Raw genomic sequence first — 14,120 nt, forward strand, 5'->3', positions numbered from 1 at the left:
GTGATGATGGACGGGGTGTCAACATATCTGGCGTTGACTTTTGGCACGCTGTTGAGTTCTCAAGGAACGGACGCTTCCTTCGGTCCCGTTTCACCGGGCCCTCCGGGCGCTTCCCTTCGGTGTTTCCCACTCTATCAGGCTTTTTCCGGCTTCCTTACCGCCCTGTTTCTTTCCGTTCATACGGACAGACAGAAGCGGATCCGGAATTGGATCGGTCTGCAGTGGGGTGCCGCCCTCGTGGGCAGGGATCCGACAGTACAGCCACCGCTCGGGCGAGGCAAATCGATTACGCAGCGCACACGGTCTCGTGCCCGCGTCGCGCCCGCACGCTCGTGCGGAAGCCTCTCTTCCTATGACATACGCTTCTGACCAGTGCGCCGTCCAGGACAGGTAGTGACGGCGCGTGACCAATCTCCACCCCTGGGAGGCTTCCCATGACCACCGTGACGTCCCCGATCGCCGGACGGGCCATCGGACTCGCGGCAGTGCCCGACCCGGTGTTCTCCGGAGCGATGGTGGGCCCCGGTACCGCTGTCGACCCCGTGCGTGAGCCGCACGCCGCCGTCGCCCCGGTCGACGGTGTCATCGTCTCGCTGCACCCGCACGCCTTCGTCGTCGTCGACTCCGAGGGCCACGGCGTGCTGACGCACCTCGGCATCGACACGGTCCAGCTCAACGGCGAGGGCTTCGAGCTGCTCGTGAACAAGGGTGACACCGTCACCCGTGGCCAGGAGGTCGTGCGCTGGAACCCGGCCGCGGTCGAGGAGGCCGGCAAGTCGCCGGTCTGCCCGGTCGTCGCGCTGGAGGCCACCGCCGACGTGCTGGCCGACCTCGTCGAGGACGGCGACGTCAAGGCGGGCGACACCCTCTTCACCTGGCAGTGACCTTTCACCTGCGGTGACCTCCGCCGCCGGGAGGACAGGACCGGCGGTACGTACGACATCCACTGCGGCGGCCACGCGCTGTCGCATCCGACCGGAGACGGGTGAAATGGAGACAACGCTGCGAGGCGTCGGCGTGAGCCACGGTGTGGCGATCGGCGAGGTCCGGCACATGGGCACGGCGGTTCTGGAGCCGCCGGCCAAGCAGATTCCGACGGACGAGGCGCCGCGCGAACAGGGGCGCGCCCGCCAGGCCGTCGAGGCTGTGGCCGCCGACCTCATCGCGCGCGGCAACCTGGCCGGTGGCGAGGCCCAGCACGTGCTGGAGGCCCAGGCCATGATGGCGCAGGACCCCGAGCTGATGGCCGACGTCGAACGGCGCATCACCGTCGGCAGCACCGCGGAGCGCGCGGTGTACGACGCGTTCGCCGCCTACCGGGCGCTGCTGGCGAACGCCGGCGAGTACCTGGCGGGCCGGGTGGCCGACCTCGACGACGTGCGCAACCGGATCGTGGCGCGCCTGCTGGGCGTGCCGATGCCGGGCGTGCCGGACAGCGACGAGCCGTATGTGCTCATCGCCCGGGACCTGGCGCCGGCGGACACGGCGCTGCTGGACCCGACGCTGGTGCTGGGCTTCGTGACCGAGGAGGGCGGCCCGACCAGCCACTCGGCGATTCTGGCCCGGGCGCTGGGCGTGCCGGCCGTGGTGGCGCTGCCGGGTGCGGGTGAGCTTGCCGAGGGCACGGTGGTGGCCGTGGACGGCAGCACGGGCGAGATCTTCGTCGACCCGAGCGAGGAGAAGCGTGCGGAGCTGACGAGGGCGGCGGAGGAGCGCAAGGCCGCGCTTGCCGCGTCGTCCGGTCCGGGTGCCACTTCGGACGGGCACAAGGTGCCGCTGCTGGCGAACATCGGTGGTCCGGGCGATGTCGCCGCCGCCGTGGACGCGGGGGCGGAGGGCGTCGGGCTGTTCCGTACCGAGTTCCTCTTCCTGGACGACGACAAGAAGGCGCCGTCGCAGGCCAAGCAGGTCGAGGCCTACCGCAAGGTGCTGGAGGCCTTCCCCGAGGGCCGTGTGGTCGTGCGGGTGCTGGACGCCGGTGCGGACAAGCCGCTGGAGTTCCTGACGCCGGCCGACGAGCCGAACCCGGCGCTGGGCGTGCGCGGTCTGCGTACCCTGCTGGACCACCCGGAGGTGCTGCGCACGCAGCTGGCGGCGCTGGCCGAGGCCGCGACGGGCCTGCCGGTGTACCTGGAGGTCATGGCGCCGATGGTGGCGGACCGTACGGACGCGAAGGCGTTCGCGGACGCCTGCCGGGAGGCGGGTCTGCAGGCGAAGTTCGGTGCGATGGTGGAGATTCCCTCCGCCGCGCTGCGGGCGCGTTCGATCCTGCAGGAGGTCGAGTTCCTGTCGCTGGGCACGAACGACCTGGCGCAGTACACGTTCGCGGCCGACCGTCAGGTGGGTGCGGTCTCGCGCCTGCAGGACCCGTGGCAGCCGGCGCTGCTGGACCTGGTGGCGCTGTCCGCCGAGGCGGCCAAGGCCGAGGGCAAGAGCTGCGGCGTGTGCGGCGAGGCGGCTTCGGACCCGCTGCTGGCGTGCGTGCTGACGGGTCTGGGCGTGACGAGCCTGTCGATGGGTGCGGCGTCCATCCCCTATGTCCGGGCGACGCTGGCCAAGTACACGCTGGCCCAGTGCGAGCGTGCGGCCGCGGCCGCGCGGGCGACGGACACGGCCGAGGAGGCCCGTCTGGCGGCCCAGGCGGTGCTGTCGGGCGAGTGAGCTCGCCGACACAGAGGTGAACCAGGGGCGCCCCACCGGATCCGGTGGGGCGCCCTTGTCGTTTCAGTCCCTGTCGTTTCAGTCCACGGGGAATCCTTCCTTGTACTCGACGCCGTGTTCCGGTGGGACCGGTTCGCCGGTGCGGGCGTCGGTGCAGTAGGCGGCGAAGACCTCGGCCTCGCTCAGGGGGCGCAGCCCGGTGCCGGTCAGGCTCCAGGCGCGTACGGTCTCGGGCCGGCCGGGCGCCGTCGTGCGCAGGACGACGCCGCCGGCGCCGTCGGTGGCGATGCCGGCGCCGAGGACGGTGCAGAAGACGAGGGCGGCGGCATCGCCGAGGTGCGGGGTGCCGTGTCCGTCGTGTCGGGTGTGCAGGGCGGCGACGAGCGGGCCGCGCTCGCCGGGGGTGGTGGGGTCGCCGGGGCCGGGGCTGACGCTGCACACGAGGTGGTGGTGGCCGGGGCCGGCCGTCTCGACGAGGCGGTGCAGCAGGTGGGAGGCGCGGGTGAAGGCGGCCCGGCCGATGTCCTCGCCGCAGGAGGTGCAGTCGCCGTCGCGGGAGAGGAGTGCGGTGGCGCGTTCCCAGTGGGCCCGGTGGCCGGCTGCGTCGAGGAGGTCGGGCAGGAGGCCGGCCAGGGGGCGGCCGTCGTAGGGGAGGGTGGTGCCGGCGGCCGCGACGTGGGCGGTGTAGCGGGTGCGGCTGTCCGGGCTGTCGGGGTCCAGGTGCAGGTCGGCGCAGTACTGGGCGTACTGATCGGGGTCGAAGAGGGCCACGGTGGTGTAGGTGCCGCCGGCGGCGAGGCTGCGCAGCAGGCCCTCGACGTGCCGCAGGTAGCCGGCGTGGTCGTCGAAGGTGAAGGTGTCGTAGGCGCGCATGGCGGCGAACTCGCGTTCGCCGGCCAGGACGGCCACGGTGCTGGGTGTCTCCCTGCGGAGCCTGCGTCGTGCGGTCAGCCGGGTGCGGCCGTTGTCGGTGAGCGCCATGAACTCCCCCTCAGCGCAGGTGATCGATGCTCACTCACCGTAACGGTCGCCACTGACAATGCCGCTGACCAGGGGCTTTTACACCTCGCGGGTGCTGACGCCCGGGACGCGGGCGAAGCCCGGCCCCCGTCCGCGGGCGCGTCGTGGCTTGTCGCGCAGTTCCCCGCGCCCCTGACGGGGCGCCTTGTGCCGCATGGCGAAGATCCGCCGGACAGGCCCTAGCGCTCCCGGCCCAGGCGCTCGTAGAAGGCGAGCAGGGCGGCGTTGTCGACGGAGCCGGGGTTGACGGCCTTCTCCAGGGGCGTGCCCTGCAGCAGGCGCTTGACGGGGACCTCGATGCGCTTGCCGGTCAGGGTGTGGGGGATGCCGGGGACCTCGATGACCTCGTCGGGCACGTGCCGCGGCGAGAGCTGCTCGCGGATGGTGCGCTTGATCTTCTCCAGCAGGGCGTCGTCGAGCGCGGCGCCTGCGGCGAGGTGGACGAACAGGGGCATCCAGTAGCCGCCGTCGGGCTGTTCGACGCCGATGACGAGGGATTCGCGGATCTCGGGGAGCCGTTCGACGGCCTCGTAGATGTCGGCGGAGCCCATGCGCACGCCCTGCCGGTTGAGGGTGGAGTCGGAGCGGCCGTGGATGACGACGGTGCCGCGGGAGGTGAGGGTGATCCAGTCGCCGTGCCGCCAGACGCCGGGGAACATCTCGAAGTAGCTCTCGAGGTAGCGGCTGCCGTCGGGGTCGTTCCAGAAGCGGACGGGCATGGAGGGCATGGGGTTGGTGACGACGAGCTCGCCGACCTCGTCGGTCAGCGGCTTGCCGTGGGGGTCCCAGGCCTGCAGGTCGGTGCCCAGGCAGGGGGCCTGGAGCTCGCCGACGTACACGGGCAGGGTGGGGACGGCGCCGGCGAAGCAGCTGCACACGTCCGTGCCGCCGCTCACCGAGGCGATCCACATGTCCGCAGCGACCTCGTCATGGATCCAGCGGAAGCCGTCGGGCGGCAGCGGGGAGCCGGTGGTGGCGACGCAGCGGACGGTGGAGAGGTCGAGGTCGCGGCCGGGGTGGACGCCGGCCTTGCGGCAGGCCATGACGTAGGCGGCGGAGGTGCCGAAGAGGGTGGTGCCCGTGCGTTCGGCGATGCGCCACTGGGCGGCGGTGTCGGGGTGGCCGGGGCTGCCGTCGTACAGGACGACGGTGGCGCCGACCAGGAGGCCGGAGACGAGGAAGTTCCACATCATCCAGCCGGTGGAGGTGTACCAGAAGAAGCGGTCGCCGGGGCCGAGGTCGCAGTGGAGGCGAGCTGCTTGAGGTGTTCGACGAGGATGCCGCCCTGGGACTGGACGATGGCCTTGGGCAGGCCGGTGGTGCCGGAGGAGTAGAGCACCCACAGCGGGTGGTCGAAGGGCACCTGTTCGAAGACGGGCGCGACGTCGGCGGCGGTGAGGTCGTCCCAGTCCAGGGCGCCGTCGGGGGCGGGCGTGCCGAGCAGCGGGACGTGCACGACGGCCCGCAGGGTGGGCAGTTCGTCGCGCAGCTGCGCGACGACGTCGGTGCGGTCGTGGCGCTTGCCGCCGTAGTGGTAGCCGTCGACGGCGAACAGGACGACGGGCTCGACCTGCTGGAAGCGGTCGAGGACGCTGCGGGCGCCGAAGTCGGGGGCGCAGGAGGTCCACACGGCGCCGACGGCGGCGCTGGCGAGCAGGGCGACGACGGCCTGGGGGACGTTGGGCAGGTAGCCGCTGACGCGGTCGCCGGGGCGCACGCCGAGGCGGCGCAGGGCGGCGGCGAGGGAGCCGACCTGGCGGCGCAGGTCCGTCCAGGTGACCGGGTGCGGCTCGGTGCCGGTCTCGTCGGCGTGCAGCAGGGCGGGCTCGCCGGCCCGGGCGGGGTCCTCGGCGGCGCGCAGGGCGTGTTCGGCGTAGTTGAGGGTGGCGCCGGGGAACCACCGGGCGCCGGGCATGGAGCGGTCGGCGAGGACGCGCTCGTAGGGGCTGGAGAAGCGGACGTCCGTCCATTCGGTGACGGCGCGCCAGAAGCCTTCGAGGTCGGCGACGGACCAGCGGTGCAGGTCGGCGTAGCTCGCGACGGGGTCGCCGGGGCGCGGGGCGGGGGCGCCGTGCTGCTCGGCGGCGAAGGCGTGGAAGCGGGTGACCTGGGCGCGGGCGATGCGGTCCGCGCCGGGCCGCCACATCGGCTCGGGCTGTTCGGCGGGCTGCGGTGCGGTGGTCATCTGTCGGCTCCCGGCTGCTACGCGTCGTGGGCGGCACCGCGCACGGCGGGGTGGGCGCGTGTGGCGGCTGCCCAGACCATGCCATGTGATCGACTCGTGCACCAGGGCCGGTGTCACACGTGCGCGGGCGGGGCAGTCCCAAGCGGGGGTGAACGGGTGCGGAACGGTACGCGTGCCGGCCGGGGCCGGTGGCAGGGTGGGCGACATGGACGTGGGTGACGTGGTGTGGTCGTCGAAGTGGGTGGCGTCGTTGCGGGCGGTGGGCAGCGCGCAGGGGCTGCGGTCCGTGCGGTCGGCGTGGCGGCGGCACCGGGCGGATGCGGTGGCGCTGCCGCGCCAGGGGGCGACCCGGGCCCGGGTGCCGGGGGCGGCGCAGGGCGCGGAGCCGGAGCCGGGCGGTGGGGTGGTGCGTTTCGCCCGTTCGTCGCTGCGGGTGCGGGTGGCGGCGGGCGGGGCGGTGTTCTGCGGCTGGGACGGGGCGGGGCCGGAGCCGTCGTACGCGCTGGCCGGCGGGGTGCCGGAGGTGGACGAGCGGGCGGTGCTGGAGCCGGACACCGACGGCGGTTGGCGGGTGGTCTCGGAGCGGGTGCTGGTGACGGTCTCGCGGCACGGGACGGTGGAGTTCCGTACGCCGGGCGGGGTGGTGCTGCGCCGGGACCTGCCGCCGCGCTGGTGGGAGGCGCCGGGCGGGCAGGCGGCCACGGGGGCGGCGGGCGCCGGGCGGTGGATGCAGCGTTCGGAGGTGGCGGCGGACGCGCGGTTCTTCGGGCTGGGCGGCCGGGCGGCGGGGCCGCGGCTGCGGGACGGGGAGTACCGGTTGTGGAACACCGATCCGGGGGGTTCCTTCGAGCCGGGCGACGATCCGCTGTACATCACGATGCCGGTGCAGCTGGTGGTGGCGGACGCGGGCACGCACCTGGCGTTCCACGACAACACGTGGGACGGGCGGGTGCGGTTGTGGGAGGGCGAGGAGGGGGCGGGCTCGGGGCACGACCGGCCGGGCCGCTGCGAGGTGCGCATGGACGGCGGGCCGTTGCGCTCGTGGGTGCTGGTGGGCACTCCGGCGCGGGTGCTCGGCGGCTGGGCGGCGCTGACGGGGGGTGCGGCGGTGCCGCCGGCGTGGGCGCTGGGGTACCAGCACGCGCGGTGGGGGTTCGGCACCGAGCAGGAGGTGCGGCGGGTGGCGGCCGGCTACCGGGAGCGGGGGCTGGCGCTGTCGGCGCTGCACCTGGACATCGACCACTTCCGCGGGCACCGGGTGTTCACGGTGGACCGGGAGCGGTTCGCGGACCTGCCGGGTCTGGCGGAGGAGCTGCGCGCGCAGGGGACGCGGCTGGTGTCGATCGTGGATCCGGCGGTGAAGGCGGAGCCGGGGCTGGCAGTGTACGACGCGGGGGTGCGGGCGGGGGCGTTCGTGAAGGACGCGCGGGGGCGCGAGGTGCGCGGCGAGGTGTGGCCGGGCGAGTCGGTCTATCCGGACTTCACCGATCCGAAGGTGCGTTCGTGGTGGGGCGGCTTGTACGAGGAGCGGCTGGCGCAGGGGTTCGCGGGCTTCTGGCACGACATGAACGAGCCGGTGTCCTTCGCGGCGTTCGGCGATCCGACGCTGCCGCGTTCGGCGCGGCACGCGCTGGAGGGCCGCGGCGGCGACCACCGCGAGGCGCACAACGTGTACGGGATGCAGATGGCGCGGGCCGGGTACGAGGGGCTGTGCGCGCTGCGGCCCGGTGAGCGGCCGTTCACGTTCTCCCGGTCGGGCTGGGCGGGGATGCAGCGCTACGGCGGGACGTGGTCGGGGGACGTGGCGACGGGCTGGCCGGGGCTGCGGGCGTCGCTGGCGCTGGTGCTGGGTCTGGGGCTGTGCGGGGTGCCGTACTCGGGGCCGGACGTCGGGGGGTTCACCGGTTCGCCGTCGCCGGAGCTGTACCTGCGCTGGTTCCAGCTGGGGTCGTACCTGCCGTTGTTCCGTACGCACGCGGCCATCGCGGCGGGGCGGCGGGAGCCGTGGGAGTTCGGGGCGGAGGTGCTGGAGCACGCGCGGGCGGCGCTGCGGGAGCGGGAGCGGCTGCTGCCGTACTTCATGACGCTGGCGCACCTGGCGCACCGCACGGGGGCGCCGTACGTGCGGCCGGTGTGGTGGCGCTCGCCGGAGGACCGGGCGCTGCGCGACTGCGAGGACGCCTTCCTGCTGGGCGACGCGCTGCTGGTGGCGCCGGTGCTGGAGCGCGGCGCGGACCGGCGGGCGGTGCGGCTGCCGCGGGGGCGGTGGTACGACACGGCGACGGGGCGGGCGTACGAGGGGCCGGGGCAGGTGCTGCTGGACGCCCCGCTGTCGCGGGTGCCGGTGCTGGCGCGGGCGGGTGCGGTGATTCCGGTGGCAGGAGCGGAGGGCGGGGTGGAGCTGGAGGTGTGGGCGCCCGCGCCGGGCCGTACGGGCAGCGGGGTGCTGGTGCCGGACGCCGGGGACGGCTGGGAGCAGCCGCCGGTGGTGCGGTTCTCGACGCGGTGGCGGGAGGGGGTGGTGGAGGTGGAGCGCGAGGGCGCGGCCGAGGTCGGTCACCGGGTGCGGCTGCTGGGCGGGTGACGTACCGATGGGCGTCGCGGGGGTTCCCCGGGGCGGGTGCGGGCTGGTAAGCGAGGGGCATGCCGAGACTGTCCGCGCTGCGGCGCATGCTGATCGCCCTGGTGGCCGTGGTCTGTACGGCGGTGTCCGTGCCGGCGTCGGCGCGTCCCCTGCCGCGCCCGGAGGCGCTGCCGCGGGGGTTCGTGGCCCTCGCGTCGGTGGACCCGACGATCCTTCAGGAGATGCGGTACGTCACCCCGCACAACTTCACCGGCCACCGGGTGGCCGGCTACGAGCGGCCCCGGTGCCTGCTGACGCGGCCGGCGGCCGAGGGGCTGCACCGGGTGCAGCGGGTGCTGCTGCGGCGCGGTTATTCGCTGAAGGTCTACGACTGCTACCGCCCGCAGCGGGCGGTCGACGACTTCGTGGCGTGGGCGAAGGACCTGGCGGACGTGCGGATGAAGGAGGAGTTCTATCCGCGGGTGGACAAGTCGCGCCTGTTCGAGGACGGCTACATCGCGGCGAAGTCCGGGCACTCGCGGGGCAGCACGATGGACCTGACGGTGGTGCGGCTGCCGGCGTGGCCCACGCGCCCGTACGTGCCCGGGGAGCCGCTGGTGAACTGCTACGCGCCGAAGGCGGCACGCTTCCCGGACAACACGGTGGACATGGGCACGGGGTTCGACTGCTTCGACACGCTCGCGCACACCCTGGACCCGCGGGTCACGGGCGTGCAGCGGGCGAACCGGCTGCTGCTGAAGACGGCGATGGAGCGGGCCGGTTTCGTCAACCTGCCCGAGGAGTGGTGGCACTTCACGCTGCGCGGCGAGCCGTACCCGGACACCTATTTCGACTTCCCCGTGCGCTGACCGGCCGTCAGACCGCCGCCGGGCTGCGGGTGATGCCGCTGGCCAGGGCGTGCTCGACGACGGAAACGAGCACCTCCTTGACGGACTCGCGGTCACGGGCGTCGCACATGATCACGGGCACCTCCGGGTCGAGGTCGAGCGCGTCGCGCACGGCCTCCTCGGAGTGCCGGGCCGCGCCGTCGAAGCAGTTGACGGCGAGGGTGAAGGCGATGCCGCGGCGCTCGAAGTAGTCGACGGCGGCGAAGCAGTCGGCCAGGCGCCGGGTGTCGGCGAGCACGACGGCACCGAGCGCGCCCTGGGCCAGCTCGTCCCACAGGAACCAGAAGCGGTCCTGGCCGGGGGTGCCGAAGAGGTACAGCACGAGGTCCTCGCGCAGGGTGATGCGGCCGAAGTCCATGGCGACGGTCGTGGTGCGCTTGGCCTCCACGCCAAAGGTGTCGTCGACGGGGCGGCCCGCCTCGGTGAGCAGTTCCTCGGTGCGCAGCGGCTGGATCTCGCTGACGGAGCCGACCAGCGTGGTCTTGCCGACGCCGAAGCCGCCGGCGACGAGCACCTTGAGGGCCACCGGCGGGGCCGCGGGCCGTATGCGGCGGTCAGAGCGGCCGAACACCATGGGATTTCCTCCGTCTTCAAGGGTCAGTGCGGCATCGCGCTTCCCCCCGTGGTCCTGCTCTCCCCCGCGGTACTGATCGTTCCGCACGGACCGCCGCCTGTTCAACCCCCTTCCGACTCCCGTCACAGGGCCCGCAGCCCGTCGATGACCTCGCGCAGGATGCCGGCGTCGGGCAGCTCGGCCGGCGGCACCGGGCGGCAGGCGCTGACGTAGCCGGCGTCGATGAGGTCGCCGATGAGGACGCGCACGACGCCGACGGGCAGGTCGAGCCCGGCGGCGAGTTCGGCGACGGACTGCGGCTCCTGCAGGACGAGCGCGGCGATGTCGAGGTGTTCCGGCGAGAGCGTCCGGTCGGCGATGGCGTGCGCGCCGCCGGGGTGGGCGAGCAGGAAGTCCTCGGCGACGACGAGCGCGATCAGGTCGAGCCGCTCGGCCGCCGCCGCCCGGGTGCGGCCGCGGGTCATCGTGTACGGGCGGACGACGGGGCCCGCCGCGTCGTCGTACCAGTGCGCGGCGTGCTCCGGTGCGTCCGCCCCGGGCGGCCGCCGGGCGCCCCCGCCCGGGCCGCTCGCGGGGGCCGGCGGACGGAAGGCGGCGGCGTCCTCGGTCATGCCGCGGCTCACGCGTCGGCGGCGCCGGCGCGCGGAGCGGTGGCCAGGTGCGCGCCCACGCGCTTGACGAGGAGGGTCATCTCGTAGGCGACCTGGCCGATGTCGGATTCGGCGTCGGCGAGGACGGCCAGACAGCTGCCGTCGCCGGCGGCGGTGACGAACAGGAAGGCCCGGTCGAGCTCGACGACGGTCTGCCGGACCTCGCCGGCGGCGAAGTGCCGGCCCACGCCCTTGGCGAGGCTGTGGAAGCCGGAGGCGACGGCGGCCAGGTGCTCGCCGTCCTCCCGGCTGAGCTCCTTGGAGGAGCCGGTGGCCAGTCCGTCGCCGGAGAGCACGAGCGCCTTGCGGATGCTGCCGACGCGTTCGACGAGGTCGTCGAGGAGCCAGTTGAGCCCGCCGGAGCCGGCGTCCTTGTCCCCGGTGCGGTCAGTGGTGCGTATCGCGGCCTTCGGTGCGGTCATCGACCGTCCCCCTCGGTTGTCGTTCCTGGTGCGGTTCTGCCCGACGTCTTCGGTGGCGTCGTCAGGTCATTGTCGGCCCGGCCCCGTTGCCAGCCGCGCTGCAGGGCGGCCATGCGCGAGCGCACCTCCTCGGGGTCGCGCTCGCCCGGCCCGCCGGCCGGGTCGGGCACCGGCCGGGTGCGGGCGGCGGGCGGGTCCTTGAGCTGCGGGGCGAGGCTGGCCTGGCGCACGCGCCGGGGCAGGCCGCCGGGCGGGGTGGGGTCCGTGGCCGGGAGGTCCGCGGCCTGCTGGTGCTGCTCGCCGTCGGGTACGGCCCGGTGGGCGGCCCTGCGGCGCGGCAGCGGCACGGCGCCGGAGGTGTCGTCGTGGGCGCCGTCGGGCGACGGCTCGTACGGCGCGGCGTGCGAGCCGGTGGCGTACGGCCCGTCCTCCGGGTCCTCGTAGGCGTAGCCGGTGCGCCGCGCGGGGCGGCGGGCCGCGGGGCGGGGCACGGGCCGGCCGCCGGTGTCCTCCTGCCCGGCGCCCGGCGCGGTCTCGGTGAGCAGGCCGGAGGGGATGAGGACGACGGCGGTGGTGCCGCCGTACGGCGAGGGCTGCAGCGAGACCCGTACGCCCTGGCGCTGGGCGAGCCGGCTGACGACGAACAGGCCGAGCCGGTCGGTGTCGGACAGCTCGAACTCGGGCGTCTCGGCGAGGCGGAGGTTGGCCTCCAGCAGCGCCTCGGCGGGCATGCCCAGGCCGCGGTCGTGGATTTCGAGGGTGAAGCCGTTGGAGACGCGCTCGCCCGTGACGTGGACCGCGGTGTGGGGCGGGGAGAAGACGGTGGCGTTCTCCAGCAGTTCGGCGATCAGGTGGGTCAGGTCGGCGACGGCGGGGCCGGAGACGGCCAGCCGCGGCAGCCGGCGCACCTCGATGCGCTCGTACGCCTCGACCTCGCCGACGGCGGCCCGTACGACGTCCATCAGCGGGACGGGGCGGCGCCACTGCCGGGAGGGGGCGGCGCCGGAGAGGATGACCAGGCCCTCGGCGTGGCGACGCATGCGCGTGGTGAGGTGGTCGATGCGGAAGAGGTCGGCGAGTTCCTCGGTGTCCTCGGTGCGGCGCTCCATGGCGTCCAGCAGCGTCAGCTGCCGGTGCAGCAGGACCTGGCTGCGCCGGGCGAGGTTGACGAAGACCTCGGAGACGCCGCGGCGCAGCTCGGCCTGCTTGACGGCGGCCTCGATCGCGGCGCGCTGCAGGGTCTCCAGGGCCTGCCCCACCTGGCCGATCTCGTCCGAGCCGTGCTCCCGGCGGGGGGCCTCGGCCTCGATGTCGAGGCGGTCGCCGGCGGCGAGGCGGCGCATGACGCTCGGCAGCCGGACGCCGGAGACCTCGTGGGCCTCCTTGCGCAGCTGCTGCAGGTCCTTGACCAGGCCGCGGCCGACGCGCAGGGAGACGACGAGCGAGACGACGAGGGCGATGAGGCCCAGGATGCCAGCGACGACCGCCTTGGCCAGCACTCCGGCGGCCACCGGCCGTACCCGGCCGCTGAAGCGGTCGACGGTCTCGACGCTCATCCGGCTGAGGTCCTCCAGGACCGGTCCGGCGGTGCTCTGCCAGCGGTGCGCGTCCACGACGCGCACGGCCCCGGCCTGGCCCGCGAGGACGACGGCGTCCTCGGTGGCGACCAGGGCGCGGGCGCTCGTACCGCGCCAGTAGTCCTGGTAGGTCTTCTGGTCGGCGGCGGGCAGCTCGGGCAGGTGGGCGTTGTAGAGGGTCGTGCGCTCGGCGATGCGGTCGGAGAAGGCGCGCAGGTCCTGACGGGTCATGGTGCCGGCGGCCAGGGCGGCGGCCAGCAGGGCGTCCTCGCGGGCGACGGCCTCGCGGGCGCGGCCGAGGCCGACGACGGCCCGGCCCTGGCGGTCCATCTCGGTGTTCTGCAGGGGGCCGAGGCTGCCGAGGAAGTCGTAGTAGGGCTCGATGATGTCGTTGTAGGCCTGGAAGGCGTCGAGGCGGGTCAGTGCGCCGTCGGCGGCCTTGCGGCGCAGGTCGTCGAGGCCGTCGAGGGCCCGCTCCAGGGCGCGGAACCGTTTCGCCGCGTCCGCGCTCATGTCCCCGCGCACATCGGCGTCCACGCCGGAGCGGAAGGAGGACACCGTCCGGTCGGTGGCGTGCTGCAGGGTGAGCAGCTCGGTGCGCACGTCCGCGCGGGCGGGGTCGGCGAGCTGGACGAGGGTCTGGCGGCGCTCCTTCTGCAGGGCGCGCACCATGTCGCCCGCCGGGTAGCCGACCTTGCGCATGACGTCGGCGGCGGAGAGCAGCTGGACGGCCTCGCCGGCGGTGATGGACGTGGCGAAGACCCACAGCCCCGTCAGGGACACCAGGGGCACCAGCAGCAGCGCCACGATCTTCCGGCGGATCGACTTCCCGCGAAAGCGCATGGCCTCCCCCATGTCAATCCCCTTGGCGGGGAGTGGTGTTCCGTGTGCCGACAGCAACGCGGCGTGAGCCTACTACTGTGCGGTTCGGGACTCGAAGGCCAGTGCGGCCGGCGCACCTCTCTGGCCGGATTTCTCCCGCTGTTTCCCTCGCGCCGGGAACTTCCGGGCGCCTTTCCGCGCTCTTTCCTTCAGGGAGGGGCTTTCAAGGAAGGGGCCTTCAAGGGAGGGGCTTTCAAAAAGAGGTCCGTTCGGGGCGTGCGTGCTGCCGCGAGGCATCGGCACCGGCCCGTCCGGGCAGCAGCCACGTGGGGGAGGTGGGCCGCCATGGACCTGGACCACGACGCCCGGCCGTCCGGGCGCAGGCCGTTGTGGGTGGAGGAGAGCGCCGCCCGGCCGCGCATGCCCGATCCCGTGCGCGCCTCGGCGGTGCGCGCGGGGCTCATCGCCTCGGTCACCCTGATCGTCACCATGATCGCGATACTCTTCGCGCTCACCGGCAACTGGCTGGCGTTCCCCGCGGTGCTGCTGGCCGTGGCCGGCACCGTCGCGGCGACCTGGGCGGTGGCCGACGTCTGGGTGACGCGGCAGGTGTGGCTGCAGCGGCACGGAGTGGTCTCCGTGCCGAGCAGCACGGCGCGGCCGGTGCGCCGCGCCCGCAGCCCGCGCCACCCCTGACGGGCCGGCATCGGCCGGCCCGCCGGGGGGAGCGGATGCGGG

General features: G+C 74.1%; 10 protein-coding genes and 1 pseudogene. 5 read left to right on the top strand and 6 right to left on the bottom strand.

Annotated features, from left to right (window positions below; all coding sequences use genetic code 11):
• Positions 1-434: 434 nt before the first annotated feature.
• Together ABD361_RS29705 and ptsP are read left to right on the top strand one after the other, a co-directional pair.
• Positions 435-884 carry a PTS sugar transporter subunit IIA gene (locus ABD361_RS29705; protein ID WP_344439991.1) on the top strand — a complete coding sequence of 150 codons (450 nt, stop codon included), beginning with the start codon at positions 435-437 and terminating at the stop codon, positions 882-884.
• A 106-nt stretch (positions 885-990) separates the two neighbouring features.
• Positions 991-2,661, top strand: a complete 1,671-nt coding sequence (gene ptsP, locus ABD361_RS29710) for a phosphoenolpyruvate--protein phosphotransferase (protein WP_344439993.1) — start codon at positions 991-993, stop codon at positions 2,659-2,661.
• Between the two features lie 78 nt (positions 2,662-2,739).
• Here ptsP and ABD361_RS29715 read toward each other — a convergent pair whose 3' ends face one another.
• On the bottom strand, positions 2,740-3,642 hold the full coding sequence (locus tag ABD361_RS29715; RefSeq protein WP_344439995.1) for a hypothetical protein: 903 nt from the start codon (positions 3,640-3,642) through the stop codon (positions 2,740-2,742).
• Positions 3,643-3,860: 218 nt separating this feature from the next.
• Positions 3,861-5,866 (bottom strand): annotated as a pseudogene (locus tag ABD361_RS29720) (acetoacetate--CoA ligase).
• A gap of 205 nt (positions 5,867-6,071) precedes the next feature.
• Between ABD361_RS29720 and ABD361_RS29725 the strand changes: the two are divergent.
• Positions 6,072-8,450: a glycoside hydrolase family 31 protein gene (locus tag ABD361_RS29725; RefSeq protein WP_344439997.1), complete on the top strand. Its 2,379-nt coding sequence runs from the start codon at positions 6,072-6,074 to the stop codon at positions 8,448-8,450.
• A gap of 59 nt (positions 8,451-8,509) precedes the next feature.
• On the top strand, positions 8,510-9,298 hold the full coding sequence (locus ABD361_RS29730) for a M15 family metallopeptidase (RefSeq protein ID WP_344439999.1): 789 nt from the start codon (positions 8,510-8,512) through the stop codon (positions 9,296-9,298).
• Between the two features lie 7 nt (positions 9,299-9,305).
• Here ABD361_RS29730 and ABD361_RS29735 read toward each other — a convergent pair whose 3' ends face one another.
• From ABD361_RS29735 to ABD361_RS29750, 4 genes are all read right to left on the bottom strand, one after another.
• The gene (locus tag ABD361_RS29735; RefSeq protein ID WP_344440001.1) at positions 9,306-9,911 is read right to left on the bottom strand and encodes a GTP-binding protein; all 606 of its coding nucleotides are present in this window, start codon (positions 9,909-9,911) and stop codon (positions 9,306-9,308) included.
• Positions 9,912-10,033: 122 nt separating this feature from the next.
• Positions 10,034-10,522: a DUF742 domain-containing protein gene (locus tag ABD361_RS29740; protein WP_344440003.1), complete on the bottom strand. Its 489-nt coding sequence runs from the start codon at positions 10,520-10,522 to the stop codon at positions 10,034-10,036.
• Between the two features lie 8 nt (positions 10,523-10,530).
• Positions 10,531-10,983 carry a roadblock/LC7 domain-containing protein gene (locus ABD361_RS29745; RefSeq protein ID WP_344440005.1) on the bottom strand — a complete coding sequence of 151 codons (453 nt, stop codon included), beginning with the start codon at positions 10,981-10,983 and terminating at the stop codon, positions 10,531-10,533.
• A complete protein-coding gene (locus ABD361_RS29750) occupies positions 10,980-13,403 on the bottom strand; it encodes a sensor histidine kinase (RefSeq protein WP_344440046.1) in 2,424 nt (807 codons plus the stop codon). Before ABD361_RS29750 ends, ABD361_RS29745 begins: the two co-directional genes overlap by 4 nt.
• Before the next feature lie 324 nt (positions 13,404-13,727).
• On the opposite strand from ABD361_RS29750, the gene ABD361_RS29755 reads away from it, so the two are divergent.
• On the top strand, positions 13,728-14,078 hold the full coding sequence (locus ABD361_RS29755) for a hypothetical protein (RefSeq protein WP_344440007.1): 351 nt from the start codon (positions 13,728-13,730) through the stop codon (positions 14,076-14,078).
• The last annotated feature ends 42 nt before the right edge of the window (positions 14,079-14,120 follow it).

Origin of the sequence: Streptomyces luteosporeus (assembly GCF_039532865.1) — a bacterium.
GTDB classification, from domain to species: Bacteria; Actinomycetota; Actinomycetes; order Streptomycetales; family Streptomycetaceae; genus Streptomyces; species Streptomyces luteosporeus.

What these genes read in the sequence shown, in the direction of transcription:
- ABD361_RS29755 (WP_344440007.1), top strand. Translation starts at nt 13,728, where the DNA reads ATGGACCTGGACCACGACGCCCGGCCGTCCGGGCGCAGGCCGTTGTGG.
- ABD361_RS29730 (WP_344439999.1), top strand. Translation starts at nt 8,510, where the DNA reads ATGCCGAGACTGTCCGCGCTGCGGCGCATGCTGATCGCCCTGGTGGCC.
- ABD361_RS29750 (WP_344440046.1), bottom strand. Translation starts at nt 13,403, where the DNA reads ATGCGCTTTCGCGGGAAGTCGATCCGCCGGAAGATCGTGGCGCTGCTG.
- ABD361_RS29745 (WP_344440005.1), bottom strand. Translation starts at nt 10,983, where the DNA reads ATGACCGCACCGAAGGCCGCGATACGCACCACTGACCGCACCGGGGAC.
- ABD361_RS29735 (WP_344440001.1), bottom strand. Translation starts at nt 9,911, where the DNA reads ATGGTGTTCGGCCGCTCTGACCGCCGCATACGGCCCGCGGCCCCGCCG.
- ABD361_RS29725 (WP_344439997.1), top strand. Translation starts at nt 6,072, where the DNA reads ATGGACGTGGGTGACGTGGTGTGGTCGTCGAAGTGGGTGGCGTCGTTG.
- ABD361_RS29715 (WP_344439995.1), bottom strand. Translation starts at nt 3,642, where the DNA reads ATGGCGCTCACCGACAACGGCCGCACCCGGCTGACCGCACGACGCAGG.
- ABD361_RS29740 (WP_344440003.1), bottom strand. Translation starts at nt 10,522, where the DNA reads ATGACCGAGGACGCCGCCGCCTTCCGTCCGCCGGCCCCCGCGAGCGGC.
- ptsP (WP_344439993.1), top strand. Translation starts at nt 991, where the DNA reads ATGGAGACAACGCTGCGAGGCGTCGGCGTGAGCCACGGTGTGGCGATC.
- ABD361_RS29705 (WP_344439991.1), top strand. Translation starts at nt 435, where the DNA reads ATGACCACCGTGACGTCCCCGATCGCCGGACGGGCCATCGGACTCGCG.